The organism is Bartonella sp. B10834G3 (genome assembly GCF_016102505.1).
In the GTDB taxonomy this organism is placed as follows: domain Bacteria; phylum Pseudomonadota; class Alphaproteobacteria; order Rhizobiales; family Rhizobiaceae; genus Bartonella; species Bartonella choladocola.
Genome location: NZ_JACFOM010000002.1, coordinates 504,940 through 531,060, shown reverse-complemented (window position 1 = coordinate 531,060; position 26,121 = coordinate 504,940). Strand labels below are relative to the sequence as shown.

The 26,121-nt window shown below is 45.5% G+C and carries 30 protein-coding genes; 11 read left to right on the top strand and 19 right to left on the bottom strand.

The window, feature by feature from the left end:
* Nucleotides 1-55 precede the first annotated feature (55 nt).
* The 6 genes from H3S94_RS07710 to H3S94_RS07685 form a co-directional block, all read right to left on the bottom strand.
* Nucleotides 56-766, bottom strand: a complete 711-nt coding sequence (locus H3S94_RS07710; protein WP_198240706.1) for an ABC transporter ATP-binding protein — start codon at nt 764-766, stop codon at nt 56-58.
* Nucleotides 753-1,535: an ABC transporter ATP-binding protein gene (locus H3S94_RS07705; protein ID WP_077992342.1), complete on the bottom strand. Its 783-nt coding sequence runs from the start codon at nt 1,533-1,535 to the stop codon at nt 753-755. The genes H3S94_RS07710 and H3S94_RS07705 overlap by 14 nt, the downstream gene beginning before the upstream one ends.
* The gene (locus H3S94_RS07700) at nt 1,532-2,590 is read right to left on the bottom strand and encodes a branched-chain amino acid ABC transporter permease (RefSeq protein ID WP_198231169.1); all 1,059 of its coding nucleotides are present in this window, start codon (nt 2,588-2,590) and stop codon (nt 1,532-1,534) included. The genes H3S94_RS07705 and H3S94_RS07700 overlap by 4 nt, the downstream gene beginning before the upstream one ends.
* Complete coding sequence (locus tag H3S94_RS07695) at nt 2,590-3,666, bottom strand: branched-chain amino acid ABC transporter permease (RefSeq protein ID WP_198240705.1); 1,077 nt, start codon at nt 3,664-3,666, stop codon at nt 2,590-2,592. Before H3S94_RS07695 ends, H3S94_RS07700 begins: the two co-directional genes overlap by 1 nt.
* A 113-nt stretch (nt 3,667-3,779) precedes the next feature.
* The gene (locus H3S94_RS07690) at nt 3,780-4,913 is read right to left on the bottom strand and encodes an ABC transporter substrate-binding protein (protein ID WP_077992337.1); all 1,134 of its coding nucleotides are present in this window, start codon (nt 4,911-4,913) and stop codon (nt 3,780-3,782) included.
* A gap of 124 nt (nt 4,914-5,037) precedes the next feature.
* Complete coding sequence (locus tag H3S94_RS07685; RefSeq protein WP_198240704.1) at nt 5,038-5,478, bottom strand: VOC family protein; 441 nt, start codon at nt 5,476-5,478, stop codon at nt 5,038-5,040.
* Nucleotides 5,479-5,721: 243 nt separating this feature from the next.
* Between H3S94_RS07685 and H3S94_RS07680 the strand changes: the two genes are divergently transcribed.
* The 5 genes from H3S94_RS07680 to H3S94_RS07660 all read left to right on the top strand — a co-directional run bounded on the left by H3S94_RS07680 (nt 5,722) and on the right by H3S94_RS07660 (nt 8,906).
* Nucleotides 5,722-6,300, top strand: coding sequence for a cold-shock protein (locus H3S94_RS07680; protein ID WP_198231167.1), 579 nt, complete (start codon nt 5,722-5,724; stop codon nt 6,298-6,300).
* Nucleotides 6,301-6,415: 115 nt separating this feature from the next.
* Nucleotides 6,416-6,895, top strand: coding sequence for a DUF192 domain-containing protein (locus H3S94_RS07675; RefSeq protein ID WP_198240703.1), 480 nt, complete (start codon nt 6,416-6,418; stop codon nt 6,893-6,895).
* Between the two features lie 26 nt (nt 6,896-6,921).
* Nucleotides 6,922-7,695 (top strand): alpha/beta fold hydrolase, encoded by a 774-nt coding sequence (locus H3S94_RS07670; RefSeq protein ID WP_077994553.1) that lies wholly within the window; start codon nt 6,922-6,924, stop codon nt 7,693-7,695.
* A gap of 55 nt (nt 7,696-7,750) precedes the next feature.
* A complete protein-coding gene (gene cysE, locus H3S94_RS07665; protein WP_198240702.1) occupies nt 7,751-8,560 on the top strand; it encodes a serine O-acetyltransferase in 810 nt (269 codons plus the stop codon).
* Nucleotides 8,561-8,693: 133 nt separating this feature from the next.
* A complete protein-coding gene (locus tag H3S94_RS07660) occupies nt 8,694-8,906 on the top strand; it encodes a DUF3126 family protein (RefSeq protein ID WP_077992331.1) in 213 nt (70 codons plus the stop codon).
* 131 nt (nt 8,907-9,037) lie between these two features.
* On the opposite strand, the gene radC is transcribed toward H3S94_RS07660, so the two are convergent.
* Complete coding sequence (gene radC / locus H3S94_RS07655; protein ID WP_198240701.1) at nt 9,038-9,811, bottom strand: DNA repair protein RadC; 774 nt, start codon at nt 9,809-9,811, stop codon at nt 9,038-9,040.
* A 15-nt stretch (nt 9,812-9,826) separates the two neighbouring features.
* Nucleotides 9,827-10,657, bottom strand: coding sequence for a type I methionyl aminopeptidase (map, locus tag H3S94_RS07650; RefSeq protein ID WP_077994547.1), 831 nt, complete (start codon nt 10,655-10,657; stop codon nt 9,827-9,829).
* 1,001 nt (nt 10,658-11,658) lie between these two features.
* Here map and H3S94_RS07645 point away from each other — a divergent pair.
* From H3S94_RS07645 to ttcA, 4 genes are all read left to right on the top strand, one after another.
* Entirely contained in the window at nt 11,659-12,489 is an 831-nt protein-coding gene (locus H3S94_RS07645; RefSeq protein WP_198240700.1) for an RNA methyltransferase, read from the top strand.
* Nucleotides 12,482-13,285 (top strand): glutamate racemase, encoded by an 804-nt coding sequence (gene murI / locus H3S94_RS07640; RefSeq protein ID WP_198231162.1) that lies wholly within the window; start codon nt 12,482-12,484, stop codon nt 13,283-13,285. Before H3S94_RS07645 ends, murI begins: the two co-directional genes overlap by 8 nt.
* 532 nt (nt 13,286-13,817) lie before the next feature.
* Nucleotides 13,818-14,435: a 30S ribosomal protein S4 gene (rpsD, locus tag H3S94_RS07635; RefSeq protein ID WP_077992327.1), complete on the top strand. Its 618-nt coding sequence runs from the start codon at nt 13,818-13,820 to the stop codon at nt 14,433-14,435.
* 84 nt (nt 14,436-14,519) lie between these two features.
* Nucleotides 14,520-15,353 carry a tRNA 2-thiocytidine(32) synthetase TtcA gene (gene ttcA / locus H3S94_RS07630; protein ID WP_077992326.1) on the top strand — a complete coding sequence of 278 codons (834 nt, stop codon included), beginning with the start codon at nt 14,520-14,522 and terminating at the stop codon, nt 15,351-15,353.
* A 213-nt stretch (nt 15,354-15,566) separates the two neighbouring features.
* Here ttcA and H3S94_RS07625 read toward each other — a convergent pair whose 3' ends face one another.
* The 8 genes from H3S94_RS07625 to purC form a co-directional block, all read right to left on the bottom strand.
* Nucleotides 15,567-16,847, bottom strand: a complete 1,281-nt coding sequence (locus H3S94_RS07625; RefSeq protein WP_198240699.1) for a multidrug effflux MFS transporter — start codon at nt 16,845-16,847, stop codon at nt 15,567-15,569.
* A 72-nt stretch (nt 16,848-16,919) separates the two neighbouring features.
* The gene (grxD, locus tag H3S94_RS07620) at nt 16,920-17,252 is read right to left on the bottom strand and encodes a Grx4 family monothiol glutaredoxin (RefSeq protein WP_077992322.1); all 333 of its coding nucleotides are present in this window, start codon (nt 17,250-17,252) and stop codon (nt 16,920-16,922) included.
* A 98-nt stretch (nt 17,253-17,350) separates the two neighbouring features.
* Nucleotides 17,351-17,596, bottom strand: a complete 246-nt coding sequence (locus tag H3S94_RS07615; protein WP_077992321.1) for a BolA/IbaG family iron-sulfur metabolism protein — start codon at nt 17,594-17,596, stop codon at nt 17,351-17,353.
* Nucleotides 17,597-17,660: 64 nt separating this feature from the next.
* Entirely contained in the window at nt 17,661-19,868 is a 2,208-nt protein-coding gene (purL, locus tag H3S94_RS07610) for a phosphoribosylformylglycinamidine synthase subunit PurL (protein WP_198240698.1), read from the bottom strand.
* A gap of 49 nt (nt 19,869-19,917) precedes the next feature.
* Nucleotides 19,918-20,319, bottom strand: a complete 402-nt coding sequence (locus tag H3S94_RS07605; protein WP_077992317.1) for a hypothetical protein — start codon at nt 20,317-20,319, stop codon at nt 19,918-19,920.
* Complete coding sequence (gene purQ / locus H3S94_RS07600) at nt 20,316-20,984, bottom strand: phosphoribosylformylglycinamidine synthase subunit PurQ (protein WP_077992315.1); 669 nt, start codon at nt 20,982-20,984, stop codon at nt 20,316-20,318. Before purQ ends, H3S94_RS07605 begins: the two co-directional genes overlap by 4 nt.
* 18 nt (nt 20,985-21,002) lie before the next feature.
* Nucleotides 21,003-21,242, bottom strand: a complete 240-nt coding sequence (purS, locus tag H3S94_RS07595) for a phosphoribosylformylglycinamidine synthase subunit PurS (RefSeq protein WP_077992313.1) — start codon at nt 21,240-21,242, stop codon at nt 21,003-21,005.
* Nucleotides 21,243-21,303: 61 nt separating this feature from the next.
* Complete coding sequence (gene purC / locus H3S94_RS07590; protein WP_077992311.1) at nt 21,304-22,068, bottom strand: phosphoribosylaminoimidazolesuccinocarboxamide synthase; 765 nt, start codon at nt 22,066-22,068, stop codon at nt 21,304-21,306.
* Between the two features lie 206 nt (nt 22,069-22,274).
* Between purC and H3S94_RS07585 the strand changes: the two genes are divergently transcribed.
* The gene (locus H3S94_RS07585) at nt 22,275-22,595 is read left to right on the top strand and encodes a DUF1476 domain-containing protein (protein ID WP_198231159.1); all 321 of its coding nucleotides are present in this window, start codon (nt 22,275-22,277) and stop codon (nt 22,593-22,595) included.
* A gap of 85 nt (nt 22,596-22,680) precedes the next feature.
* Here H3S94_RS07585 and H3S94_RS07580 read toward each other — a convergent pair whose 3' ends face one another.
* The 3 genes from H3S94_RS07580 to rpe form a co-directional block, all read right to left on the bottom strand.
* A complete protein-coding gene (locus H3S94_RS07580) occupies nt 22,681-23,229 on the bottom strand; it encodes an alpha/beta hydrolase (protein WP_198231158.1) in 549 nt (182 codons plus the stop codon).
* Between the two features lie 155 nt (nt 23,230-23,384).
* Complete coding sequence (gene purB / locus H3S94_RS07575) at nt 23,385-24,686, bottom strand: adenylosuccinate lyase (RefSeq protein WP_198231157.1); 1,302 nt, start codon at nt 24,684-24,686, stop codon at nt 23,385-23,387.
* Nucleotides 24,687-24,704: 18 nt separating this feature from the next.
* Nucleotides 24,705-25,373 (bottom strand): ribulose-phosphate 3-epimerase, encoded by a 669-nt coding sequence (rpe, locus tag H3S94_RS07570; RefSeq protein WP_198240697.1) that lies wholly within the window; start codon nt 25,371-25,373, stop codon nt 24,705-24,707.
* A 207-nt stretch (nt 25,374-25,580) separates the two neighbouring features.
* On the opposite strand from rpe, the gene H3S94_RS07565 reads away from it, so the two are divergent.
* On the top strand, nt 25,581-26,117 hold the full coding sequence (locus H3S94_RS07565; protein ID WP_077992303.1) for a flavin reductase: 537 nt from the start codon (nt 25,581-25,583) through the stop codon (nt 26,115-26,117).
* Nucleotides 26,118-26,121 lie beyond the last annotated feature (4 nt).

The window sequence follows — 26,121 nt, the reverse complement described above, 5'->3', positions numbered from 1 at the left end:
AATTAGTCCGTCTATTGAATGATTGCGAAATTCACCCGATGAATGGAAAGGTTTATTATCCGCCGAGATAGGCTGCTTTGACACGTGGGTCTTTGAGCATTGCCTTGCCTTCTCCTTCGAGAATAATCTTACCGACTTCCAGAATATAGGCATAATTGGCAATTGATAACGCTGCGAACGCATTTTGTTCGATAAGCAGAACTGTTTTGCCCATTTCGTTTATTTTCCGGATAATTGAAAAAATCTCCTGAACAAGAATTGGAGCCAATCCCAGAGATGGTTCATCAAGCATAACGAGTTCGGGATTACTCATAAGCGCCCGTCCGACTGCGAGCATTTGCTGCTCGCCACCCGACATCGTGCCACCCAATTGTTTCGACCGTTCTCTAAGCCTTGGAAAAAGATCGAAAATCCATTCAATATCCCGCTTGATCCCTTCTTTATCGTTGCGAATATAAGCACCGAGTTCGAGGTTCTCCAAAACGGTCAGATGCGGCATGATACGACGCCCCTCAGGGCTTAACGCAATTCCTTTTTTCAGAATTTCTTCAGGCTGCTTTCCGAGGATATTTTCACTTTTATAAAGAATCTCGCCGGTTACCGATTTATTCAAACCCGCGATAGAGCGAACCGTACTGCTTTTTCCTGCACCATTTGCGCCGATAAGTGTAACAATCGAGCCTTCTTTGATCGACATGGACAAGCCTTGGACGGCTTTGATTGCACCATAATTGACTCGAAGGTCATTAATCTCAAGAATGTTCATGAATTTCTCCGCCAAGATAGGCTTCGATGACTTTTGGATTGTTACGAATGTCTTCAGGTGTGCCGTTTGCAATCAGTGCACCATATTCCAGTACCCAGATATGGTTACATAATCCCATAACGACCCGCATATCATGTTCGATAAGCAGAATAGTCAGTCCGAATTCTTCCCGTATCCGTGAAATGAATAGGCGCAGTTCCTCACTTTCCTGAGGGTTCATGCCGGCTGCCGGTTCATCAAGAAGCAGTAATTCCGGTTCGGTTGCCAAAGCGCGGGCAATTTCAAGGCGGCGTTGAGCGCCGTAGGGGAGTGCCGTTGCCGGCTGATCTGCGAGATCTGCAAGGTGCACACGATCCAGAAGTTCAAGAGCTTGTTCACGAATTTTCTTTTCTTCCCTTACCGCTGAGGGGATGAAAAGGGCACTCGCAAACCACGGACTTTTTTGACGCACATGTGCGCCAACCATGACATTTTGTAAAACGCTCAATCCTGTAAACAAGCGAATGTTTTGAAAGGTACGGGCGATGTGGCGTTTGCAAACAATATTGGGGTGTAGACCCGATACTTTTTTGCCGTCAAAAGATATTGTACCGCTTGTCGGAGTATAAAATCCGGAAATCATGTTGAAAACAGTTGTTTTACCGGCACCGTTGGGACCAATGAGACCGGCGATTGTGCCCCGTTCAATAGCGATATTGATGTCATTGACAGCAGTCAATCCGCCAAAGCGCATTGTGACATGGTCGAGTTTCAATATTGTGTCGCTCATGACCGGTCTCCGCTCTTGGCTTCAGAACCTTTCTTGAAAAAATGGTAAATACCGTTCCAGGAAAATTCACGTGTTCCAAGCAAACCGCTTCTCCAAAACAGGATTATGCCCATAAGCAATATCGAAAAAATAACCATTCTCAGTCCCGGAATTCCGGGAATATGAATGAAACCGAAATCGATTGGCTGCTCGACGATACGTAACCATTCCAACATAACAGTGATGATAACACTACCAATAATGCTTCCGGTAATCGAACCAAGACCACCGGCAACGACAATCATCAAAATATTGAACGTCAAAAGGAAGTTGAACATTTTAGGATCGATTGTCGAAATGAGTGCTGCCGTCAGTGCGCCGCCGACACCGGCAAAAAAAGCGCCGATTGTGAATGACAATGTACGGTAGAAAAAGGTGTTGACGCCCATAGTTTTAGCTGCAATCTCGTCATCGCGAATGGCGCAAAGTGCATTTCCTGTATTGCTTTTTAGAAGCAGCACAATAAAGACGACAGTAAAGGCAAGCCAACCATAGTTCCACCACAAATTGGCATATTGCGGTATTCCTTTAATGCCGAGCGAACCATTTGTAATAGGTGTAGCATTGGTAATGACGACGCGTATAATCTCGGCAAATCCAAGCGTTGCAATGCCGAGATAATCTCCGCCAAGCCGCAAAACAGGAAGGGCAATGACAAGGCCTAGGAGTGCCGCGCAAATACCCCCCAAAACAACCGCAAAGAAAAATGGAACCTGCAAATGTTGCAAGGGTTCAAACATCGGCTGTAAAATCCACATCATCTGCTTTTGTTCGGGTGAAAGCAGTAATATGGCGCAAACATAGGCTCCTATGGCCATGAAACCCGCATGGCCCAAAGAAAACATTCCTGTAAAGCCATAAATAAGATTGAGCGATACCGCCAGAATGGCATTGATTGCGATAAGATTTAGAATGCGCACCGTATAAGCATCAAAGTGGTTCTGGGCATAAAACAGAAACGCTACGAGGCATAGAATAGAAATCAGGGATAGAATGATTTGCGAGGATTTCGACATCAGATTTTTTCCTCACTTTTCTTGCCCATGAGTCCCGTTGGCATAACAAGCAGAATCATGATGAGCATGATAAAAGCAAATGCATCACGATACCCTGACAGCGACGGGAAAAATGCAATAATCATGATTTCTATGAAGCCCAGAAGTAGGCCGCCAAGCATTGCCCCTTCAACCGAACCGATACCTCCGATGACGGCTGCAATAAACGCCTTAAGTCCCGGTATTACTCCCATATAAGGGTTAATCTGCGGGTAACGTAACGCCCACATAATACCGGCGATTGCAGCCAGAGCCGATCCCAAACCGAATGTGAAAGCAATGATCTTGTCCACAGAAACGCCCATTAAGCGCGTGGTTTCGATGTCGCGTGAAATTGCGCGCATGGCAAGACCGGGTTTTGTTTTGTTGATAATCCATAACAGAAGAACAACGAGCAATAGTGAAACAATGGGCACGATGAGCGCCATTGGCACAATACGAATAATCCCTTGAGCACCTTCACCAAAATGCCATTGAATAGGTGTGACAAGCAATTCGGGCTGTTTGACGCTTTTTGGCACGCCTGTGAACAATACAGTTGCGAGATTTTCTATAAGAAATGACATGCCGATTGCACTTATAAGTGCAGAAATACGTGGTGCATCCCGCAACGGCCGATAGGCTATACGGTCAACTGCAATGCCGCCGGCACTGGTAACGAATACCGCAAAACAAACGGCAAGTAACCAGACCGGCGTAAAATCGCGCGGACTTAAAAAAGCATAATAGGCAAGAGCCAGAACAAGAATGATAAAGAGCGCTGCCCAATAGGGCTTTATGCGTGTTTTAAAGCCGATGAAGACCGAATAATAAACCAGAATTGCCAGAATAACGAGCAACACAGCCGCCCATGCAGGCATGAAACTGATTGTCGAGAAAAAAACAAAATACGCACCCAACATAAAAATATCGCCATGGGCGAAATTGATAAGCCGCAAGATGCCGTAAACCATTGTGTACCCAATGGCTATCAATCCATAAAGTGCCCCTAGCGCCAAAGCATTAAAGAAATGTTGAATGAACATTTCTGTAGTCATGTTTTAGCCTTCCTGATATTGCAACCGGTTTCGTCGAGAAGCACATATACAACGTAAATTCATCCGGTCGAGTTTTATTCGACCGGATCAATCATTTAATTGTGTTTATCCCCTTATAAAGCGGGTTTAACTTCACCGAGATATTCACGCTTTCCATTCTTGATCTCGATAACACCGATCGGAATTTCAGGATTATGATTATTGTCCATAGTCATCGCACCGAATGGCGTCTCGAAATCTTTCAGTTTTGCAAGTTCTGCTGTGATCGCCTCACGGTCACCGCTTCCGGCTTTTTCAATTGCTTGCATAAACATCATATAGGCAGTGTAGCCGAGAACCGCATTCACGTTCGGTTCTTTGTTAGGATAAGTTGCTTTCCATTCTTGTGTAAATTGGGCCGCAGCTTTCGGCATATTCGGCATACTTGCGTCATAGGGAAAAGTGGTATGCAGAAAACCTTCGGAAGCACTTCCACCGATTGTAACGGTTTCCGGATTATCCATTGCGTCGCCGCCCATAATACGGAATGTTGCACCAAGTTCACGTGCCTGCTTCAGAATGATGGCACCTTCTGCAAAATAGGCAGGAATAAAAAGAACGTCCGGTTGTTCAGCGATAATCTGGGTGAGTGCGGCGGAAAAATCCTGATCTCCCGAATTATAATTGAGGTTTGCTACGACTTCGCCGCCAAGTTTTTTGAACGAGCTATCGAAAAAATTGGCAAGGCCGATTGCATAGTCGTTTGAAACATCTTTCAAAATCGCTGCTTTTTTTGCGTGAAGCGTGTTGAATGCATATGTTGCAGCTCCGGCTCCCTGATAGGGGTCGATAAAACATGCGCGAAAATAGTATTTTTTGCCTTGGGTCACCAAAGGATTGGTTGCCGAAGTTGCGATTGCAGGTGTTTTTGCCGGTTCCGAAACTTCGCCGCCGGCGAGCGCCAGCGATGAACCGTAAGTACCGATAATCCCGTTGACTTTGTCGGAAGCAGTGAGTCGCATGACAGCATTTGCAGCTTCGACTTTATCCGATTTGTTATCGACGACGACCAGCTCGACCTTGTGTCCGAGAACTTCGGGTTTGATTTTGTTGGCAAGTTGAACGCCTTCAAGCTCCAATTGCCCACCGAAAGCGTTTTGCCCTGTTAGCGGAAGGAATACCCCGATTTTAATGGGGTCTTCGGCGAATGCACTGAAATTCAGTGCTGTGGCAGCAATTGCTGCTGCAATCAATTGCTTGAAAGCCATAGTAATCGATCCCTCTTTTTTGTTTTAATAAAATATTGTAATAAAACTTCATAATATGAACCGGCTGACAGCACAAGTTCCATACCCGAAATTAGATTTATTGTTCATGGTTCAAAGTCATTTGTCACCATGTTCCAGTATTTTCCATTGAAACCCAAGGCTCTTCGGGGCTTAGTTTTTCACCTTTTTGCAAGAGTTCGATAGAAATACCGTCAGGCGACTTTATAAAGGCCATATGACCGTCACGCGGTGGACGATTGATAACGATGCCTTTTGCGGCCAAATTTTTGCAAGTTTCATAAATATTATCAACCTCATAGGCCAAGTGACCAAAATTGCGTCCGCCGGTATAGTCTTCTTTGTCCCAATTATACGTCAATTCGAGTTCCGGCGAATGGACGGATTGTGCGGCTTTAATATCTTCAGGAGCTGCGAGATAAATGAGGGTAAAACGGCCTTTTTCATTCTCTATGCGGCGTGTTTCCTTGAGGCCGAATACGCTACAATAGAAGTTGAGTGACTGTTCAAGGTCTTTAACACGAACCATAGTGTGCAAATATCGCATTTTTTCTCGCTTTCTTGTTTTATCAGGTTTTTAAAAATCTAACGTCTTTTGTACGGGATGTGAATATGGCGATCGGCTTTAAAATTGTCGGTGAAAAAACAAAAAAATGATTTATCGTCGTTGAACGTCCACAATTTGGGGAAATCTTGTTGTCGGGGCTTGCGTCACAATGAGTGAGCAATATTTACTGGGGTTCAAGAGAATCATTCGTGATTAATTGGTATTGACAGGACTGTAGGAATTATGGCGAGCGATGAAATGTTGGAAGGATTCCTTCCGTCTCAAGATAGTTCTGAAACAGCAGCAACAGATGTTGTCGAGATTAGCGGCACCATCAAATGGTTCGATGTAAGCAAGGGATATGGTTTCATCGTGCCGGATATTGCCGGTGTTCCGGATATCCTTCTCCATGTGACAGTGATGAGGCGCGACGGCTTTCACACCGCACTCGAAGGAGCGCGGATTGTTTGCATGGTCAAAAAAGGTGAACGTGGATTACAATGCATTCAAGTGAAGTCGATTGACCTTTCGACCGCCGTCCATCCTTCGGAACTGCCGGCTCGTACACATGTTGTCGTCACACCGGAAAGCGGCTTGGAACGGGCAATTGTCAAATGGTTCAACCGTGAAAAAGGGTTCGGCTTCCTCACCCGCGGTGAAGGAACAGAAGACATTTTTATCCATATGGAAACTTTGCGTCGTTTCGGTCTGGCAGAATTGCGTCCGGGGCAGGTTGTGCTTGTTCGCTACGGGCGGGGTGAAAAGGGCTTGATGGCAGCGGAAATCCACCCTGATATTGCAGTACCTTTTCCCACCCATTAAAATCTTTGTTTCCGATATTGATGAATAATTGATGAATAATTGCCGGACACGTCCGGTTTTTATCGGCTCCGGCTTTGTTAAGGAAATCCCGGCCTTTGTTAAGGAAAACTTTGTCATGAAAGCTTTGTTTGCCGGACTGTTATTTCTGATGTCGGCCATGGTGGGCCGTGCTTATTGTGAAGAACCGATGCGACTACCGGTCGATGCTACGCAATTGGTTATCATCACAGCAACCGGAAAAGTATCTTATGATGTCGAGGTTGCCAAAACGCCCGAACAAAATGAAGCAGGCTTGATGTACAGAACGGATTTACCGTCCGATCGCGCCATGTTGTTTGTTTTTCCGGAGAAACAAATTGTAACAATGTGGATGGCTAACACGCCGTTGCCACTCGACATGATATTTCTTGACGATAAAGGTGTGATCGTATCCATTACCGAAAATACGATACCTTACTCAACAAAAATTGTGTCGTCACATGTGTTTGCCAAGTTTACAATCGAAGTGAATGCAGGTGAAGTTCAAAAAAACAGGATCAAAATTGGCGATAGGGTATTTCATCCTGCAATATGCGGTGCATGTAAAGTAGATTAACGTGGTGGATGCAAAGTGAATTAGAAATGAGTGCAGAGGACGTTCAATATTTCAATCATGACGGGTTCAAACTCGCCTATCGGGAAGAAGGTACGGGTGACCCGATCTTGCTGATCCACGGTTTTGCATCTTCTTCCTATGTGAATTGGTATGCACCAGGCTGGTTTCGTGTCTTGAATGATGCCGGTTACCGGGTGATTGCCATTGATAATCGCGGCCATGGTTTTTCGGATAAAAGTCATGATCCGGCAGTCTATACGCCTCAGGCAATGGCTGGCGATGCGGCTGCACTTCTCGACCATCTGGGGATTAAAAAAGCGCAGGTGATGGGCTATTCCATGGGGGCGAGAATCACAGCCTACATGGCAATGCTCTATCCGGATTATGTTAATAGTGGCATATTTGGCGGGCTTGGTATCGGTATGGTAACGGGCGCCGGAAACTGGGAACCTGTCGCTGAAGCACTGCTTGCAGAAGATGTCGCAAAAATTACCAATAAGCGCGGCTTGATGTTCCGGACATTTGCCGACCGAACAAAAAGCGACCGCAAGGCACTTGCAGCATGTGTTATTACGTCAAAACAGGAATTGACAGCAGCCGAAGTCCATTCGATAAAACAACCGGTTTTGGTAGCAGTGGGTACGCTTGACGAAATATCCGGTGAAGCCGAGCCGCTCGTTGCACTATTGCCGCACGGAGAGGCACTCAATATCCCCAATCGCGATCATATGTTGGCGGTTGGTGATCCGGTGTATAAAAAAGGTGTTATCAACTTTCTGGCAAAACATCCGATTGCCTGATGAAGAAAGACAGGAAGGCAAACAGCATTGCCTGAAATAGAAAAGAGGGACTATATTGCCTTGTTGTAAGCAAAAGGGCGAAGCTATCGACCCGCTCGTGCTATTCGAGACCATCAAACAGGAAGCAAGAGCTGCTATCGAGCAGGATCCGGCTCTTGTGCAATTGTTTCAAAGCGCAATTCTAAACCATAAAAACCTGTCGGAAATGATAGCAGGGCGCATTGCCGCACGGCTATGGACACGTGAGTTGAATGAAGAAAATCTTTACGAGATATTTGTCGAACAGATCGACAAAATAGATCATCTGGAAGAGATTGTTTCATCCGATATTTCAGCGGTATTCCACCGCGATCCGGCGTGTAACCGGTTTATGGAACCGGTACTTTATCTCAAAGGTTTTCTGTCAATCGAAGCACACCGTTTTGCCCATACTTTATGGGAAACAGGCAGAAAAGACCTCGCATTATTCCTGCAGGGGCGCTCATCATGCGTATTCCAGACAGATATTCACCCCGCAGCACGTATCGGGCGCGGTATTTTTCTTGACCACGCAACGGGTCTCGTCGTTGGAGAAACAGCAGTGGTCGGCGATAATGTTTCGATATTACAGGATGTTACCTTGGGTGGAACCGGTAAAGAATCGGGTGATCGCCATCCGAAAGTCGGTCACGGCGTACTGATCGGGGCGGGTGCGAAAGTGCTTGGCAATATCACAATAGGGGATTGTGCAAAGATCGCTTCATGTTCTGTTGTTCTTAAGCCGGTCGAGGCCTATAGTACTGTTGCCGGTGTCCCTGCAAAAGTTGTCGGAAAGATAGAGGATCGTGAGCCGGCGTTAAGCATGGATCAATTGATTAACGATTAAACATGGATCAATTGATTAACGATTAAAATTGAAAGCAATTAATGAATAAAATTGAAGGCCAATATCTTTACAGACGTTTGGCTGTGCCTTATCTGGCATTCTTGTTTAACCGGAGCAATTTTAGGAGAACGCTGTGAAGCCTGACGAAATCAAGAAACTTGATGGCTACTTTAAGCGCAAATTTCAAAATCCATCACTGCAAGTGAAGCCGAGACCGCGCAAGGATGATTCATGCGAAGTTTATCTTGATGATGAATTTCTCGGTGTCATTTATCGCGATGAAGACGAAGGGGAATTGTCGTATAATTTCTCGATGGCCATTCTTGATATTGACCTCGACGAATAGTCGCAACCATTGAAATCGGAACTTTGTTTTTGAGTTTGAAAGGCCGCCGATGATTGCGGCTTTTTCCGTTTTATCGGATTTCTTGTTTGCCGGATTTTTTATTCGTTGGAGATTTAATTTATCGGATTTTTTTAGAGCAATTTTTGTGCCCGAAAGCTTGTATAACCATTGCGGGCGATAATAATATGATCGTGGACGGTTATGCCCAAAGCATTCGCCACATCCTTAACCATATGCGTCATTGAAATATCCTCGCGTGAAGGGGAAGGATCACCAGAGGGATGGTTGTGAACAAGAATAAGCGCAGACGCTGATAGTTGCAAAGCCCGCTTGACAACCTCGCGCGGATAAACAGGTGTATGATCGACCGTACCTATTTGCTGGATTTCATCAGCTATCAATCCATTTTTCTTATCGAGGAATAGAACCCTGAACTGTTCGCGTGTCTCATGTGCCAAAGCTGCCTTGCAATAAGCAAGCACTTTGTCCCAGGACGAAAATATATCGCGTTTTCTCAATTCCGCGCGGTTTACCCGCTCACTTATGCCTGAAAGAATTTTAAGATCACGCGCAACAGCCCGACCACATCCGGGAACTTCTTGCAGAAGATTGATGTCGGCACCGAGTACATCGGCAAGACTGCCAAAGCGGTTAAGCAAGGCTTTTGCCAAGGGCTTTGTATCAGCCCTCGGAATTGACCGGAACAATAATAATTCAAGATATTCGTAATCGGGAAATCCCACGCCGTTTGTTTCAAAATAACGTTCCCGAAGTCTTTCCCGATGGCCTTTATTTTCGTTATTGGCGTTTTCTTTTGGCGATTTTTGTTTGTCTGGCGTAACTCCTGATAGCAACATATCTATCATGTTTTCGGCAAATATATTTTTGTCGGGAGTTTTAGCCATAACAGGAACACCGGTTTATGCCTTGGTTACGGGTACGTAAAAAGTATTATTCCGCGAAAGAGTAAAAATTTCGCAACCATCTTTTGTAACGGCCATTGTGTGTTCGTATTGAGCTGATAGAGACCGGTCACGTGTCACAGCAGTCCAACCGTCATTGAGGATTTTCACACCCGATTTTCCCAAGTTTATCATCGGTTCGATTGTGAACATCATTCCTTCACGTAGTTCCGGTCCTTCACCGGGATTTCCGTAGTGAAGAATATTCGGCGCGTCATGAAATATAAGCCCTACACCATGACCGCAAAAATCGCGGACAACAGAACAACGTTCGGATTCAGCATAGCGTTGGATGGCAGCGCCAATATCACCAACCGTTGCTCCGGGTTTAACCGCAGCAATACCGCGCATGAGTGATTCGTGTGTAACCTCAAGCAAGCGTTCGGATGCTCTTTTCAATGCCCCGACAGGATACATCCGGCTGGTGTCGCCGTGCCAACCGTCTTTGATAAATGTAACATCGACATTGACAATATCACCTTCATGAAGCTGTTTATTGTCCGGAATACCATGGCAAACGACATGATTGATCGACGTGCAGCAGGATTTGCTGTAGCCGCGATAGTTCAAGTCTGCTGGTAATGCGTCGCGGTCGGCACCGAAGGCAAAAACAAAATCGTCAATTTCCTGAGTCGTTATGCCAGGCTTGATTATATCGACGAGTGCATCAAGACATTCGGCAGCAATACGACCGATTTTGCGCATTCCGACAAAAGCTTCTTCATCATAAATGCGAATTTGTCCGGTATATTTTATAGGTGAATTTTTATAATTGACGTAACTAACCATTTGCCTAACTATTTCTATCTTTTTATATTGGCCGCACTTCAAGCAACTTGAAGTGCCAAGTGCATCCTGAACGATGTCTGCGTGTTCAACTCCATCTTTCGCATGCAACGGAAACAACCATTCCGGTTCCCGCACAAGATGAAAGCAACTCATGATCTTAACACTGAATCGTAATAAGCATAGCTGTTGATTGCAGCGATTGCACGTTATTTATCCGAAGGAATTGTGCCCTTTTGAACAGATAACGCGTTTTTGACCTGAACAGTCGGCATTTTTCCGTTGAAAGGTCACAACGAAACGCACAGTGAAATCATGCGCTAAAGCTTGGGTAAAAAAATAGAATTTGATAAAAAAATTTTTGAAAATTTAACCAAGGAAATAAACAAGGAAGACAGCATCATCAATGTTGAATAGCAAAATGGAATGCGGCTGACTGAATTTTTGTAATAATATTTCTGGATATGTTTCTGGACGTGTAACACATTACCCATAAATAAATTGGTAAATATCACTATAAACATAGAATAACGTTTTATTACGAATAAGTTTTTCTATGAAAACAGATTTCAGGTTCAATCAAAATTGGCTAAACAGTTAAAATAGTATTTAATGTTCATGACATAAAAAGTTTTTATACTGAAGATATTGACACTGTGCAGTTCAACGCAGTGGATAAAATCGAAACAGCGGAAAATGTAATTTGGAAGTAAAGAAAAGAGTTAAAGTGCTGCCAGAACATCACTAATTGTCATATTTGCACAAAAAACCATGACCGTCGTTATGATTGCCATTGCCATAAGAGTAAGCGTGGTTTTGAACTCTATATTCATTTGGTAAACCCCTCTGCAACAGATATTACGCAATCTATATCAATGGCAAAGATGACCGCATTTAGGCATGAAAAAGGCATTTTATGGTTCTTTTCAAGATTACAGTTAATGATTGGTTGAGGTTCCTTGAAAGCTGCATTAAAAGGCATCAAAACCGAAGAAGTGAATGAAATGGCCGGAACTGATAGAAAAAGAGAAAATATGACGGGGGGACCCGTTATTGTGTTGGTTGAACCACAATTGCCTGAAAACATCGGTATGGTGGCGCGTGCAATGGCGAATTTCGGTCTTTCCGAATTGCGGCTCGTTCATCCGCGTGAAGAATTTCCGAACGATAAAGCCATAGCAACTGCAAGTAAGGCCGATCACATAATTAACGGAGCGCGCGTCTTTGATACTTTGCGGGAAGCGATTTCGGATATAAATTATGTGTTTGCGACCACTGCCCGTGAAAGGGGCGGCTTCAAACCGGTAAAAAGTGCGGTTGAAGCAGCAAATGTTTTGAGGATGAAAGAAACAGCGGGTGAACGGACCGCCATACTTTTCGGTCGTGAAAGATGGGGTTTGAATAATGAGGAAATCAGTTTGTCTGACGAAATTGTGACATTCCCTGTCAATCCGGCTTTTGCCTCTCTTAATATCGCACAGGCTGTTTTGTTGATGTCTTACGAATGGATGAAATCGGGGCTGGAAAAACAAACCGATACTGCGTTTCGTAATGAGGAAATGGAGCCGGCACATAAGGCAACGCTTTATGGTTTGTTCGACCAGTTGGAAGAAGCTTTGGATATTCGCGGGTATTTCCGTCCGAAGGAACGGAAGGAAATCATGGTAGAAAATTTACGGTCTGTTCTGACACGTGCCACTTTCAGCGAACCCGAAATTCGCCTGTTGCGTGGCGTTGTGGCATCTCTCGACCATTTTTCGCCCAAATTGCCACGTGGGGCAGGTGCTCCGGATCATCGCAAACGTTCAAAGGACAATAGTAATCAAAATGAGTGAACGGCCTATACTGTTTTTTGACAGTGGTATCGGCGGGCTTACCGTATTACGCGAAACACGTATTTTTATTCCCGATCGCAAATTCATTTATATCGCAGATGATGCGGCATTTCCCTATGGTGGTTGGGAAGAAAACGCACTCAAATCGCATATTATCGAACTCTTTCAAAAGCTGCTGAATGCCTACAATCCGGTTCTTTGTATTGTCGCGTGCAATACAGCTTCGACATTGGTGTTGAAAGATTTGCGTCGCGCTCATCCAAATGTTCCTTTTATTGGCACAGTGCCGGCAATTAAACCGGCGGCGGAGCAGACACGTTCGGGTCTGATTTCGGTTTTGGCAACGCCCGGAACTGTCAAGCGCGCTTATACACATGAGCTTGTTTCATCTTTTGCGTCAAAATGTCATGTCAGACTGGTAGGGAGTGCGAAACTTGCAGGTTTTGCAGAGGATTACCTTAGAAGAAAACCGGTTGATCGTGCTTCTTTAAAAGCCGAGATAGCCCCCTGTTTTGTAGAAAAAGACGGTCATCATACAGATATTGTTGTGCTCGCCTGTACGCACTATCCCTTCCTCGTCAATTTGTTCCGGAAAACCGCCGCATGGCCGGTCGATTGGATTGATCCGGCAGAAGCAGTAGCCAAGCGTGCTTTATCTCTGCTACCGAACGCCGAAGAAGTCCAGCCACTCACCGAACATCTGGATCTTGCCCATTTTACTTCCGGCAGAACCGATTACGCGACAAACAGATTGCTTCATGGCTTCGGTTTGCGTTTGACTCCGTTAAATATGTAAATAAAATTCAAGCTCTAAAGCAGATTGAAAAGAAGCGTCATAGAAGAAAAAACGGTTATGATTTATCTGTTAGGTCGTTTTCCCGTCCGACTGTTTATATGAAGCCGGTGAAGCACGGTGATGGTGCCTTGGCAATTTTTTTTCCCACCTTCATGTCGTGCCTAATTTATAAACATCCTATGATGATTATAAAACCTGAATGAGAACGCATTCCGTCAAGGCAAAAGGAACGTCAATTGAAGTCACCGGAACAGTGCGTGCGTGAAGTGTTTCGGCATGTTTGGAAAATCTTGAAGAAACAGGCTTTCCTTGACGCGAAAAAGAACGCGTTCACTTGACTCCTGCGGTCAATTTCACTAAAGAACCACACAAGTTTTTTCAGTAATGGAAAAGCGATCACTGACGTGTCCCGTGGACATTTGCGCAAAGCGTGCGCGATCTGTCCTGTCAGTCCATAAATTTTATGGGCAGAGGAGGGCGCGTTTCCCTGAGGCAATTTTATTGCCTTGTTATCCAGTTTTAAGGAAATGCGATGAGCAAGCGCGAAACTACGAAATATAAAATCGACCGCCGTATGGGCGAAAACATTTGGGGCCGCCCGAAATCACCGGTCAACCGTCGTGAATACGGTCCTGGCCAGCATGGTCAACGCCGCAAAGGCAAGCTTTCGGATTTTGGTACCCAATTGCGCGCCAAGCAGAAACTCAAAGGTTTCTATGGCGATATTTCGGAAAAACAATTCCACCGTATTTATGAAGAAGCCGGCCGTCGTCGTGGTGATACCGGCGAAAATCTGATCGGTCTTCTCGAATCACGTCTTGACGCTATTGTTTATCGCGCAAAATTCGTTCCTACGATTTTTGCAGCACGTCAATTCATCAACCATGGTCATGTGAATGTGAATGGTCGTCGTACAAACATTCAATCCTACCGTTGCAAACCCGGTGATGTGATTGAAGTTCGCGAAAAGTCGAAGCAATTGGCACTTGTTCTTGAAGCAACCCAGTTGCCGGAACGTGATGTTCCCGATTACATCGAAGCAGATCACACCAAGATGAAGGCAACTTACACACGTATTCCGGCCTTTGCCGACGTTCCTTATGCTGTTCAGATGGAACCGAATCTGGTTGTCGAATTTTATTCACGTTAATCGTGAGATTATTTATTCTGTTCAAGCAGGGAGCCTTCTGGCTCCCTGTTTTCGTTTTAAGGCATATTGTTGAAGGAAGGTGAAATGATCGGGCAGACTGATATTGATGAAGCGGCTGATGGTTGCCATCCCTTATTTCGCGATGCGCCTTCGACAGTGGAATTCAATAAATTGAGAAAACGTCTATTACGCCATATGCGTCAAGCATTGGACGATTTTTCAATGGTTAAACCGGGGCAAAAATGGCTTGTAGCCTTGTCGGGTGGTAAGGATTCCTATGGTTTGCTTGCTCTTCTTCTGGATTTGAAGTGGCGTGGTTTATTGCCGGTGGATCTTTTGGCGTGCAATCTCGATCAGGGTCAGCCCGGATTTCCGAAGAATATTTTGCCGGATTTTCTGAAACATTATGAAATTCCTTTCCGGATTGAATATCAGGACACTTATTCGATCGTTACGGAAAAACTCGATAATACGCAAACCTATTGCTCTCTCTGTTCCAGATTGCGGCGGGGTAATCTCTACCGGATTGCACGGGAAGAGGGGTGTTCGGCTCTCGTCCTTGGACATCATCGTGACGATGTATTGGAAACATTTTTCATGAATTTTTTCCATGGCGGGCGTTTGGCTGCCATGCCGGGCAAGCTTGTTAATGACGAGGGCGATATGTTGGTTTTGCGGCCACTTGTCTATGCAGCAGAAGAAGATCTTGCCAAATTCGCTGAAGCTATGAAGTTTCCGATTATTCCGTGTAACCTGTGTGGCAGTCAAGACGGCCTTCAGCGGAATGCAATGAAAAATATGCTGAATGACATCGAGAAAAAAATGCCGGGTCGTAAAGATACGATGATACGTGCGTTGACCAATGTACGTCCAAGCCATTTGTTGGATAACAAGCTTTTCGATTTTGGTTCGATTTGAACAAAATTCATTGAAGCATAAGACAATTTCATTGAACTTTATTGAACCCGCCGAAGATCGATAGGCTTACTTTATGTCGTCTGGTGCGTGAAAATCTTTTAAGCCCGCTTGAACTATATGCTTTGTCGCGCTTGCAGTCATAGATTGTGCCTGATGTCGGAAATTGCGTTCAATCCATCAATACCACGCGTTTCAACCCAAGAATATGCGGGGTTAGTCTTTTTCCGTGTTTATAACGCTCACATGGGAAGCATGAGTGTGTCTCGAAAACAGCTTTCCCTTTTCCGCAATGAGAATGAGCACAATTGCTCCGCATGAAAGTACAAAATATCCTCCTGCTACCGGCACGGTTGTTCCGTTGAATCTTTGTGCAATGATAAAGCCCAGTCCGGCACCGATGATCGTCTGTAAAAAACCGAACACCGAAGAAGCGGTTCCGGCTACTTTACCGAGCGGCTCCATAGCAAGCGAATTGAAATTGGCACCAAGCCCGCCGAAAGAAAACATAATAATAATGAGCAACAGCATGAAATAAATGAACGGTGTCGAGCCGCCGGAATAAACCGAACCGATAAACCACACAAAAGACGTTATGCAGAACATGAGCAACAGAGTATGCGAAATTTTGCGCATTCCGAACCGCCCGACGAATAACGAGTTCAAAAATGACGATAGTGCCTGAAATGCTGCGACAAGTGCAAACGCAGCCGGAAACCAGACGCCTAAATGATATATGCCGTCATAAATCTGTTGCGACGTATTGAGCGTGCAGAAAAGGCCACCAAGAACCAGCGAAAACGCCAATGTGTAGCAGAGCGATATACGGTTGGACAAGACCATCCAAAGGCTTTGCCCGACAGAGGAGAAAGTCAAAGGCCGCTGTTCAAATAGTGTTTCGGGTAAACGGAAATAGACCCACAGAACGATAGCCAATCCGGCGATTGCCATAAATAGAAAGATGAATTGCCAATGGCCAAGAACCATAATGGCTTGCCCAACGGCAGGAGCCAAAACCGGCACAACCATGAACACCATCATCACGATTGACATGACTTCGGCCATTTGACGACCACCATAAACATCGCGCACGATTGAAACTGTCAGGACACGCGTCGCAGCCGCACCAATTCCTTGAATGGCACGCAAAATCAATAGCCACGCGAAACTTGGAGCAAAAGCACATGCCGCAGATGAAAGCGAATAAAATATCAAACCGGCCATGATAGGCTTGCGGCGGCCAAAACGGTCACTTATTGGACCGAACGCCAATTGTGATAATCCGAAGCCGACTAGATATGAAAAGATAATATAATGTTGGTCATTTTGACCCGACATACGAAGACTATGGGACATATCGCTCATGGCGGGCAACATGATGTCAATGGCGATTGCATTCGTTGCCATGAGTGTCGCGATCATGACAATGAATTCTTTATAGCCAAGGCTGGCTTTTATTGCATCTATGTGCTGTTGTTCGCTCGACTGATGTGACATAAGTTCCCCATAACAAAAGTGCCGATCATAAGACCGGCACAATGATAAAAATGCAATAGTCCAAATGTGATTTCATGCAGTTTTAACAGCAATGCCTTTCTCTTCAAGCAAATTTTGCAATTCACCATTCTGGAACATCTCGCGGACAATGTCGCAACCACCGACAAATTCACCCTTGACATAAAGTTGCGGTATAGTCGGCCAATTGGAATATTCTTTAATTGCCTGACGCAATTCGTCCGATGTCAGAACGTTGACTCCCTTATAATCAAGCCCAAGGTAATCCAGAATCTGTACAACTTGTCCGGAAAAACCACACTGTGGGAAACCGGGTGTACCTTTCATAAAAAGCACAATATCGTTGGATTTGACTTCGTTATCAATAAAATCGCGGGCAGCTGTCATTTCAATTCCTTCCGTCTAAGCCTTGAAAGGCTATCGATAAATCCAGTTATATGTATGGTCAAAGAGAAGGCGACACAAGCCCCCATATCGGGATGCTTTTAATCGCGCCCATCGGTCGGCACACTGGTTTGCAACGCCAGCGCATGAAGAACGCCGCCCATATTGCCTTTCAAAGCGTTATAGACCATCTGGTGTTGTTCTACACGGTTTTTGCCACGAAAGCTTTCAGCGACAACTTCGGCTGCATAATGTTCGCCATCACCGGCGAGATCGCGGATTGTCACTTTGGCATCGGGAATGCCATCACGAATGAGTTTTTCAATCTCGTGTGCGTCCATTGCCATAATGCGTCTCCTCTGTTTTCAGGCGGCCAGAATAGCACAAGCCGGGTTACTAATCGACGTTTTGTTATTTATTTTCCATAAAATCTGGAAACCAGCTTTCATAAGCGTTTTCAAGGTCTTTTGCAGATAATTCGATATGCTCTTGGACAACAAGTTTGTCGCCAACCACTGTTCCCAATTCGGTCAATTCCACGCCCGAATCTTTTGCCTGCTGTTTTAATTGGTCGAGTTTCTCACTGTTAACAGCAATCAGATAACGTGCCTGATCTTCACCGAAAAGTTCGGCATGTGCGGGCGTTTTGCCAGTCAGTTTTATTTTTACTCCGCGACCGGATTTGATGACCATTTCCGCCAGAGCAATTGCCAAGCCCCCGTCGGAAAGATCATGACAGGCAGCGACTTCATTATTTTCAATCAATTTCCATACAAAGTTGCCATTCTTTTTTTCTTCTGCAAGATCAACCGGAGGAGGGGTTCCTTCTGCCTTCCCCAGAATGTCACGCAAATAAATTGACTGGCCGAGGTGGGAGCCGCAACGCCCGACGAGCAGGATAATATCATCATCCTTCATCCCGTCGATTCTTGCCATTTTATGCCAGTCAGCAATAAGTCCGACACCGGCCATCGTTGGCGTCGGTAAAATTCCTTCGCCATTGGTTTCGTTATAAAGCGAGACATTTCCCGAAACGATCGGGAATTGCAGTGCTTTACAAGCCTCGCCAATGCCTTTGATAGCATAAACAAGCTGTCCCATAATTTCAGGCTTTTCCGGATTACCGAAATTCAGATTGTCGCTACAAGCAAGCGGCTTGGCACCGGTTGCACAAAGATTGCGCCAACATTCGGCTACAGCCTGTTTGCCACCTTCAAATGGATCTGCCTGACAATATCTCGGTGTGACATCCGAGGTAAAGGCAAGTGCTTTGCGAGGATTGCCCTCGACACGGATAACCCCTGCATCGGCTCCCGGACGTACAAGACTGTTCCCCTGAATAAGGGTATCATATTGTTCATAGACCCAGCGCCTTGAACTTTGATCGGCGGAGCCGACAAGTTTCAGTAACGCTTCCTGAAGATCAACCTGTTTGATTTGTGCGAGCGAGACTGGCGAAGCTTCATGCGGCTTAACCCATGGACGATCATATTCCGGAGCTTCGTCACCCAATTCCTTGATCGGCAGGTTGGCAACCTCTTTTCCATGCTGGAGAACTCGAAAACGTAAGTCGTCTGTTGTTTTCCCGACTATAGCAAAATCGAGACCCCATTTTTTGAAAATAGCAGAAGCTTCTTTTTCAAGCTCCGGTTTCAAAATCATCAGCATTCTTTCCTGACTTTCGGAAAGCATCATTTCATAAGCTGACATATTGGTTTCGCGAACCGGTACGCGGTCAAGATCAAGTTCGATGCCAAGATCGCCTTTTGCGCCCATTTCGACGGCAGAACAGGTAAGTCCTGCTGCACCCATATCCTGAATAGCAATGACTGCACCGGAAGCCATAAGTTCCAAACATGCTTCCAACAAGCATTTTTCGGTGAACGGATCACCGACCTGAACCGTTGGGCGTTTTTCACCTATCGTGTCATCAAATTCGGCCGATGCCATAGTGGCTCCGCCGACGCCATCACGACCGGTCTTGGCACCGAGATAAACAACAGGAAGCCCGACACCTTCGGCTTTCGAGTAGAAAAGCGCATTGGTTTTTGCAATTCCGGCAGCGAATGCATTAACCAGAATATTGCCATTATAGCTTTTATCAAAATTGACCTCTCCGCCAACGGTAGGCACGCCGAATGCGTTGCCGTAACCGCCAACACCGGAAACAACGCCGGAAACGAGATGTCTTGTGCGCGGATGATCGGGAGCACCGAAGCGAAGTGCATTCATTGCAGCAACCGGACGGGCTCCCATGGTGAATACGTCACGCAAAATGCCGCCAACGCCGGTTGCAGCGCCCTGATATGGTTCAATATAGGAGGGGTGATTATGGCTCTCCATTTTGAAAACAACGCACTCGCCGTCACCTATATCGACAACACCGGCATTTTCACCGGGGCCTTGAATCACACAATCACCTTCAGTGGGTAGGGTACGGAGCCATTTTTTGGAAGATTTATAAGAGCAATGTTCGTTCCACATTGCTGAAAAAATTCCAAGTTCCGTGAATGACGGTTCACGCCCGACAAGTTCGAGGATGCGCCCGTATTCGTCGGGTTTCAGCCCGTGAGCTGCAATAATTTCGGGTGTAATGGCAATGTCGTTTTTCACGCTCATTGAACGGCTCCATCAAACATATTTCGTTTCAATGTCGATAATCGTTTCATCAACACTGGTTATCGCCTTTGACCCAGCGGTCAATATCTTCACCGATTGCGTTGCCTTGGGGGGCTGCCATCAGCGGGCCATAGACTGAAACTCTCGCAGGATTGCCTTCTGCTTCAACAACCAATACCGGTTTTCCGCCCGGTGTGCTCTTCGGAACAATCAACATACGCGGGCGGCCGGAATAGGACTGTAGCTCCGGTTCAAAACCATAGCGTTTGAATTCTGCTTTATCAGATTTGAACCAACAACGGTTTGCTGTTTGTGCAACATGTTCCATTGTTTTAAGGGCAGGCTGTCCGCTTGCCAATTCAATGTTGCCGGGACCGGCTTTTTGTGTACAGGCATTCATACCCAAAACAAGTGTCAGAAATGAACAGGTCGTCAATATACGGATTTTCATGCTGCAATTCCTAATGCACTGGTAAAAAGCCTTTTTCCATCTGTTCCGCCATGGGCGGGTTCGATCAGATCTTCCGGATGGGGCATCATGCCGAGTATGTTGCCTTTTTCATTAATGATGCCGGCAATATCATTGATAGACCCGTTCGGATTGGTTCCTTCCGCGTAACGGAATACAACCTGTCCGTTTCCCTCTAACCGATCTATGGTATCTTTGTCGGCATAATAATTGCCGTCGTGATGGGCAATCGGGCAACGAATGATCTCGTTTTTGCGATAGGCCTTCGAGAAAGCAGTATTTTCATTAATGATTTGGAGCTTTATTTCGCGACAGGCAAAACGCAAAGACGCGTTGCGCATCAATACGCCCGGAAGAAGTCCTGCTTCGACCAATATCTGGAAACCGTTGCATACGCCGATGATTTTCGTACCGCGTTCGGCATGTTTGAAAATGGCGCCCATAACCGGCATTCTCGCCGCAATAGCACCGCAACGCAAATAGTCGCCGTAAGAAAACCCGCCCGGAATGACGATAAGGTCGACATCCGGAATAGTGGTTTCCGTCTGCCAGATTTTTAATGGTTCTACGCCCGTAATCAGTCGTAGAGCGTCAATCATATCACGGTCGCGATTTAGTCCGGGTAACTGGATAACAGCAGTTTTCATTCCAATATCCGTTTCCGATTATAAAAGTTCTATCTGATAATTCTCGATGACTGTGTTGGCGAGTAATTGTTCGCACATCTCGGTTAATTGCTTTTTTGCTTTGTCCTGTGGCAGGTCATCAAGTACTATATCGAAGACTTTGCCCTGTCTTACCGACTGGACACCTTTAAAATCAAGGCTATCCAGCGCACCGACAATAGCTTTTCCCTGAGGGTCGAGAACGCCTGCCTTTAGAGTGACGGTTACGCGCGCTTTCATCTTTTATTCCTGCGTATCTTTTGCCAAAAGCTAAGGCGGCTTTTTTAAGCCGCCCGACGAATTATTTTACCAGAACGGGGCCGTTCGGCCGAGGCTGTTCATTCTCATTCATGATTCCAAGCCTTTTTGCAACTTCCTGATAGGCTTCAATCAAACCACCCATATCGCGGCGGAATCGGTCTTTATCCATTTTTTCTTTGGTGTTGATGTCCCAAAGCCTTGATGAATCGGGTGAAATTTCATCTGCCAGCACAATATGCATTACGTCGCCTTCCCACAACCGACCGAATTCCATTTTAAAGTCGACGAGTTCGATACCGACGCCCACAAACAACCCTGTCAAAAAGTCGTTGATCCGGATTGATAGCTGCATAATATCTTCGAGTTCGGCAGGAGTGGCCCAGCCAAATGCCGTAATATGTTCCTCGGAAACCATCGGATCATCAAGCTTGTCTTTTTTATAATAGAACTCGATAATCGACTGGGGAAGGGGAGTGCCTTCCTCGATACCCAAACGTTTCGATAAAGACCCTGCGGCAATATTTCTCACTACGACTTCCAGCGGAACCATATCAACAGCCTTGATAAGCTGCTCGCGCATGTTGACGCGTTTTATGAAGTGGGTTGGAATTCCAATGCGTGCGAGTTGGGTAAAGATATATTCGGATATACGGTTATTTAACACTCCTTTACCATCAATGACCTCATGTTTTTTCGCATTGAATGCAGTAGCGTCATCCTTAAAGAACTGGATATATGTACCTGGCTCTGGCCCTTCATATAGAATCTTGGCTTTGCCTTCATAAATGCGGTGACGACGGTTCATGGCTTTTTCCTTAAATTAACCGGATAAATTAGCTCGCTGTTTCACTAGCTCAATTCAGAGACTTTCACAATGATCTCTTGTTAATAGACACTGAAAATTCCGGTTTTGATACAAGTTAATTTCCACTATACTATTGCTAACAGGATTTAAATGTTGCAAAAACATGCCCGTGAGCCGGATCATGGCAAAAATTAGGAGAGAGTCTCATGGACGGGATGAAAGAGCGTGCGGACGCTTTTGAGCACAAATTTATGATCGATGAGGAACTTCGTTTTAAAGCCAATGCCCAGCGCAACCGCATGATCGGTTTGTGGGCAGCCGACCTTCTCGGTAAAACAGGTGATGCGGCCGATCAATATGCCAAGGAAGTCGTCAAGGCGGCATTCCATCCTGATAAAGAACAACACGTTATTCAAAAAATTATGCAGGATTTTCACGCAACAAATGTTTCAATCAATGAAGCCGACTTGCGCAAAAAAATGGCTCAACTTTTAAAAGAATCCATCGAACACGTGCATAATAGTTGACAATATTTATCAATATAAAAATGATTTTGCGTCTGTTGTTTTAGTATTAGTTAAAGACATTCTTTAAATTTGCTATTTTCCCAAATCAGAGTTTTGCAAGAAATTGGGAAAACACCATCAGTCCTTCCGGCCATGGTCCGTATCCGGAAGCAGAATTGATATGTCCGGCGTCGCCTGCGTCAATAAACAATGATCCCCAATCTTTTGCAATGTCTTCGGCAACAGCAAAGTCGCAATATTCGTCGTTGCGACTGGCGATAACAATCGAAGGAAATGGCAAACGTTCTCTCGGATAAGGCCCGAACGTCATGAGGTGCTTCGGGCGAATATCCGGATTTGCCACATCCGGAGGTGCAACAAGAAAAGCCCCGCGAACTTTCTTGCCAAGAAAGGGGACAGATAGAATGAACGTGGGTACGCCGAGAGAATGGGCGACGATAACAACGGGTTTTTGAGCCGCTTCGACTTCTTTTATCAATTCCCGTGTCCAATCTTCGCGAACAGGCTTCGACCATTCAGCCTGTTCGACACGATGGGCTGTTGAAAGCTTTTGTTCCCAACGCGTTTGCCAATGATCGGGACCCGATCCCTGATAGCCGGGAACGATGAGGATATCTAGCTCATTTGCTTTCATCAAAAACCTCTTGGCCAGTTTTACCGGATTATCCGGAAACGCTACGAAATCCCGAAGACTGATTCATTCAAACCGGTCCCGGTATCAATGCAAAATCGTCACAAAAATACTGATCGACAGCCGAATTGGCTGAATTCAATTCAAGCCGAATTGCATTATCCGAAAACACGATGGAAAATTGTATCAACATGTTTTGTGTGATAACCGAGATCGAATTTTTCTCGAATCTCTTCTTCACTCAAAACACGGCGGACATCCGGATCTGCAAGCAGTTCCTGAAGAAAATCCTTACCGTGTTCCCAGACCTGCATAGCGTTGCGCTGTACCATCCGATAAGCGTCTTCGCGGCTTACGCCTTTTTGTGTCAAAGCCAGAAGTACGCGTTGCGAATTTACCAACCCATGAAATTTGTTCAAGTTTTTCATCATATTTTCAGGATAAACGAGCAGTTTATCAATGACCGAAGTAAGTCGTGCCAACGCAAAATCAAGAGTGATTGTTGCATCAGGACCAATAAAACGTTCAACCGACGAGTGGGAAATGTCACGTTCGTGCCATAACGCCACATCTTCCATGGCGGGGAGCGAGAACGAACGAATCATACGTGCAAGACCGGTCAAATTTTCCGTGAGAACAGGGTTGCGTTTATGTGGCATTGCAGAAGAACCCTTTTGACCGGGAGAGAAGAATTCTTCCGCCTCAAGGACTTCTGTTCTCTGCAAGTGACGAATTTCTATTGCAAGGCGTTCCACCGAAGAGGCGATCACTCCGAGCGTTGCAAAAAACATAGCGTGCCGGTCACGTGGAATAATTTGTGTCGAAATCGGTTCCGGACGCATTCCCAACTGCTTGGCTACATAGTCTTCCACACGGGGGTCAATATTGGCGAATGTCCCGACTGCTCCGGATATTGCGCAAGTGGAAATTTCTTCTTTTGCCGCAACGAGTCGTGCCCGACAACGTGAAAATTCCGCGTAAGCATAGGCAAGTTTCAATCCGAATGTTGTCGGTTCTGCGTGAATTCCGTGACTGCGGCCAATCGTAACCGTATCTTTATATTCAAAAGCACGTTTTTTTAACGCGGCAAGCAGGCCATCCATATCCTTGATAAGAATATCGGAAGCGCGCATCAGTTGAACGTTGAGTGTCGTATCAAGGACATCCGAAGAGGTCATGCCCTGATGGACAAAACGCGAATCCGGACCGATAAACTCGGCAAGATGCGTTAAAAAGGCAATAACGTCATGCTTGGTAACAGCTTCGATTTCCTGAATTCTCGCTACATCGAATTTTGCTTTGCTCCCCTTTTCCCAAATATTTTTGGCAGCCTCTTCAGGGATAACGCCGAGTTTGGCAAGAGCAGTGCAAGCATGTGCTTCAATCTCGAACCAGATGCGGTATTTTGTTTCTGGCGACCAGATGGTGACCATTTCAGGACGGGAATAACGCGGTATCATGATCGAGTTCCTTATATTTCAGTTTCCAGCCGCTTTTCGCAAGGCTTCTATGCGTGATTTATAAATTTCCTTATTGCCATTTTTGAATATGGCAGAACCGGCGACAAAAGCATTAGCGCCGGCTTTTGCAGTGCTTTGGATCGTATCGGTTGTAATTCCACCATCAACTTCCAGTGTTATCGGGCGTTCGCCTATCATAGCTTTGATTTTTTTAATTTTTTCAACCATTGCAGGGATGAAACTTTGCCCGCCAAACCCCGGATTGACCGTCATAACAAGAACAAGATCAATTTGATCCAACAGATATTCTATGGAACTTTCCGTTGTGCCGGGGTTTAAAGAAATTCCGGCTTTTTTCCCCAATGCTCTGATTGCCTGTAGGGAACGGTGTGGATGGGGAGTGGATTCTGCGTGAACCGTTATAATATCCGCCCCGGCTTTGGCGAAGCTTTCAAGATAGGCGTCAACCGGTGAAATCATCAGGTGAACATCAAAAACCGCATCTGTAACCGGACGGATTGCTTTCACAACGTCAGGCCCGAATGTTATATTGGGAACAAAATGCCCATCCATCACATCGACATGAACCCAATCCGCTCCGGCAGCCATCACATCGGTAATCTCCTCACCAAGACGCGAAAAGTCCGAAGCAAGAATAGAGGGGGCAATTATTTGTTGGCAAGCCATATCAATCTCCTCGGCTGATGCTTCCTATCACGGTGTTTCAAAGGTTAAAACCCGCTTTTAGCAGCCGATCCACAGGTGAACACTTTTATTATCAGGTTATTTTAACCGAGATTGCTAGCATTTTGCGAAAATTTTGCATACTAATGCACCGTAAATATTAACAAAAAACACCAAATATGCCGATCCGGCAAATGTGAAATTTGAATTATGACAGAACATTCGACACATTTAATATCGTCAGAAAAGCCGATTGTCACAGTTTCTCCCGTTGAATATCGGGATGCTATGAGCCATTTTGCCGGTGCCGTTCATATTGTAACGACAAATGGTACAAATAAAAAGCGCGGGGTTACCATTTCGGCCTGTTGTTCGCTTTCGGATAATCCCCCGACTGTTTTAGTCTGTCTCATGCGCCAGCACGAAGACAACAGGTTTTTCATTGAAAACGAAAAGTTTTGTGTCAATACACTGGGCGGACAACACAAGGCGTTATCCGATATTTTCGCCGGTCGCGGCGGATTAACCCAGCAACAACGCTTCGCACATGCCAACTGGCAGACATTAAAAACGGGTTCACCCGTTTTGACAGATGCACTTGTCGCATTGGATTGCCAGTTGGTAGGCTGGCACGTCCACGCCACCCATTACGTTCTGATTGGAGAAGTTGTAGCGGTTAAAAAACATCCGGGCATTGATGCTTTAATGTATCTTGATCGTTCTTACCGTACTTTGCCATTACTCTAAGGGC

Excerpts from the sequence above, each read along its gene's own strand:
- H3S94_RS07645 (WP_198240700.1), top strand. The coding sequence starts at position 11,659 with ATGGCCGGAACTGATAGAAAAAGAGAAAATATGACGGGGGGACCCGTT.
- H3S94_RS07565 (WP_077992303.1), top strand. The coding sequence starts at position 25,581 with ATGACAGAACATTCGACACATTTAATATCGTCAGAAAAGCCGATTGTC.
- rpsD (WP_077992327.1), top strand. The coding sequence starts at position 13,818 with ATGAGCAAGCGCGAAACTACGAAATATAAAATCGACCGCCGTATGGGC.
- H3S94_RS07690 (WP_077992337.1), bottom strand. The coding sequence starts at position 4,913 with ATGGCTTTCAAGCAATTGATTGCAGCAGCAATTGCTGCCACAGCACTG.
- H3S94_RS07675 (WP_198240703.1), top strand. The coding sequence starts at position 6,416 with ATGAAAGCTTTGTTTGCCGGACTGTTATTTCTGATGTCGGCCATGGTG.
- purB (WP_198231157.1), bottom strand. The coding sequence starts at position 24,686 with ATGATACCGCGTTATTCCCGTCCTGAAATGGTCACCATCTGGTCGCCA.
- H3S94_RS07670 (WP_077994553.1), top strand. The coding sequence starts at position 6,922 with ATGAGTGCAGAGGACGTTCAATATTTCAATCATGACGGGTTCAAACTC.
- H3S94_RS07695 (WP_198240705.1), bottom strand. The coding sequence starts at position 3,666 with ATGACTACAGAAATGTTCATTCAACATTTCTTTAATGCTTTGGCGCTA.
- H3S94_RS07710 (WP_198240706.1), bottom strand. The coding sequence starts at position 766 with ATGAACATTCTTGAGATTAATGACCTTCGAGTCAATTATGGTGCAATC.
- H3S94_RS07580 (WP_198231158.1), bottom strand. The coding sequence starts at position 23,229 with ATGAAAGCAAATGAGCTAGATATCCTCATCGTTCCCGGCTATCAGGGA.
- H3S94_RS07625 (WP_198240699.1), bottom strand. The coding sequence starts at position 16,847 with ATGTCACATCAGTCGAGCGAACAACAGCACATAGATGCAATAAAAGCC.
- purS (WP_077992313.1), bottom strand. The coding sequence starts at position 21,242 with ATGAAAGCGCGCGTAACCGTCACTCTAAAGGCAGGCGTTCTCGACCCT.
- radC (WP_198240701.1), bottom strand. The coding sequence starts at position 9,811 with ATGGCTAAAACTCCCGACAAAAATATATTTGCCGAAAACATGATAGAT.
- rpe (WP_198240697.1), bottom strand. The coding sequence starts at position 25,373 with ATGGCTTGCCAACAAATAATTGCCCCCTCTATTCTTGCTTCGGACTTT.
- purL (WP_198240698.1), bottom strand. The coding sequence starts at position 19,868 with ATGAGCGTGAAAAACGACATTGCCATTACACCCGAAATTATTGCAGCT.
- grxD (WP_077992322.1), bottom strand. The coding sequence starts at position 17,252 with ATGACAGCTGCCCGCGATTTTATTGATAACGAAGTCAAATCCAACGAT.
- murI (WP_198231162.1), top strand. The coding sequence starts at position 12,482 with ATGAGTGAACGGCCTATACTGTTTTTTGACAGTGGTATCGGCGGGCTT.
- H3S94_RS07680 (WP_198231167.1), top strand. The coding sequence starts at position 5,722 with ATGGCGAGCGATGAAATGTTGGAAGGATTCCTTCCGTCTCAAGATAGT.
- purQ (WP_077992315.1), bottom strand. The coding sequence starts at position 20,984 with ATGAAAACTGCTGTTATCCAGTTACCCGGACTAAATCGCGACCGTGAT.
- H3S94_RS07585 (WP_198231159.1), top strand. The coding sequence starts at position 22,275 with ATGGACGGGATGAAAGAGCGTGCGGACGCTTTTGAGCACAAATTTATG.
- H3S94_RS07685 (WP_198240704.1), bottom strand. The coding sequence starts at position 5,478 with ATGCGATATTTGCACACTATGGTTCGTGTTAAAGACCTTGAACAGTCA.
- H3S94_RS07705 (WP_077992342.1), bottom strand. The coding sequence starts at position 1,535 with ATGAGCGACACAATATTGAAACTCGACCATGTCACAATGCGCTTTGGC.
- map (WP_077994547.1), bottom strand. The coding sequence starts at position 10,657 with ATGGTTAGTTACGTCAATTATAAAAATTCACCTATAAAATATACCGGA.
- H3S94_RS07700 (WP_198231169.1), bottom strand. The coding sequence starts at position 2,590 with ATGTCGAAATCCTCGCAAATCATTCTATCCCTGATTTCTATTCTATGC.
- H3S94_RS07615 (WP_077992321.1), bottom strand. The coding sequence starts at position 17,596 with ATGGCAATGGACGCACACGAGATTGAAAAACTCATTCGTGATGGCATT.
- ttcA (WP_077992326.1), top strand. The coding sequence starts at position 14,520 with ATGATCGGGCAGACTGATATTGATGAAGCGGCTGATGGTTGCCATCCC.
- H3S94_RS07605 (WP_077992317.1), bottom strand. The coding sequence starts at position 20,319 with ATGAAAATCCGTATATTGACGACCTGTTCATTTCTGACACTTGTTTTG.
- purC (WP_077992311.1), bottom strand. The coding sequence starts at position 22,068 with ATGAACCGTCGTCACCGCATTTATGAAGGCAAAGCCAAGATTCTATAT.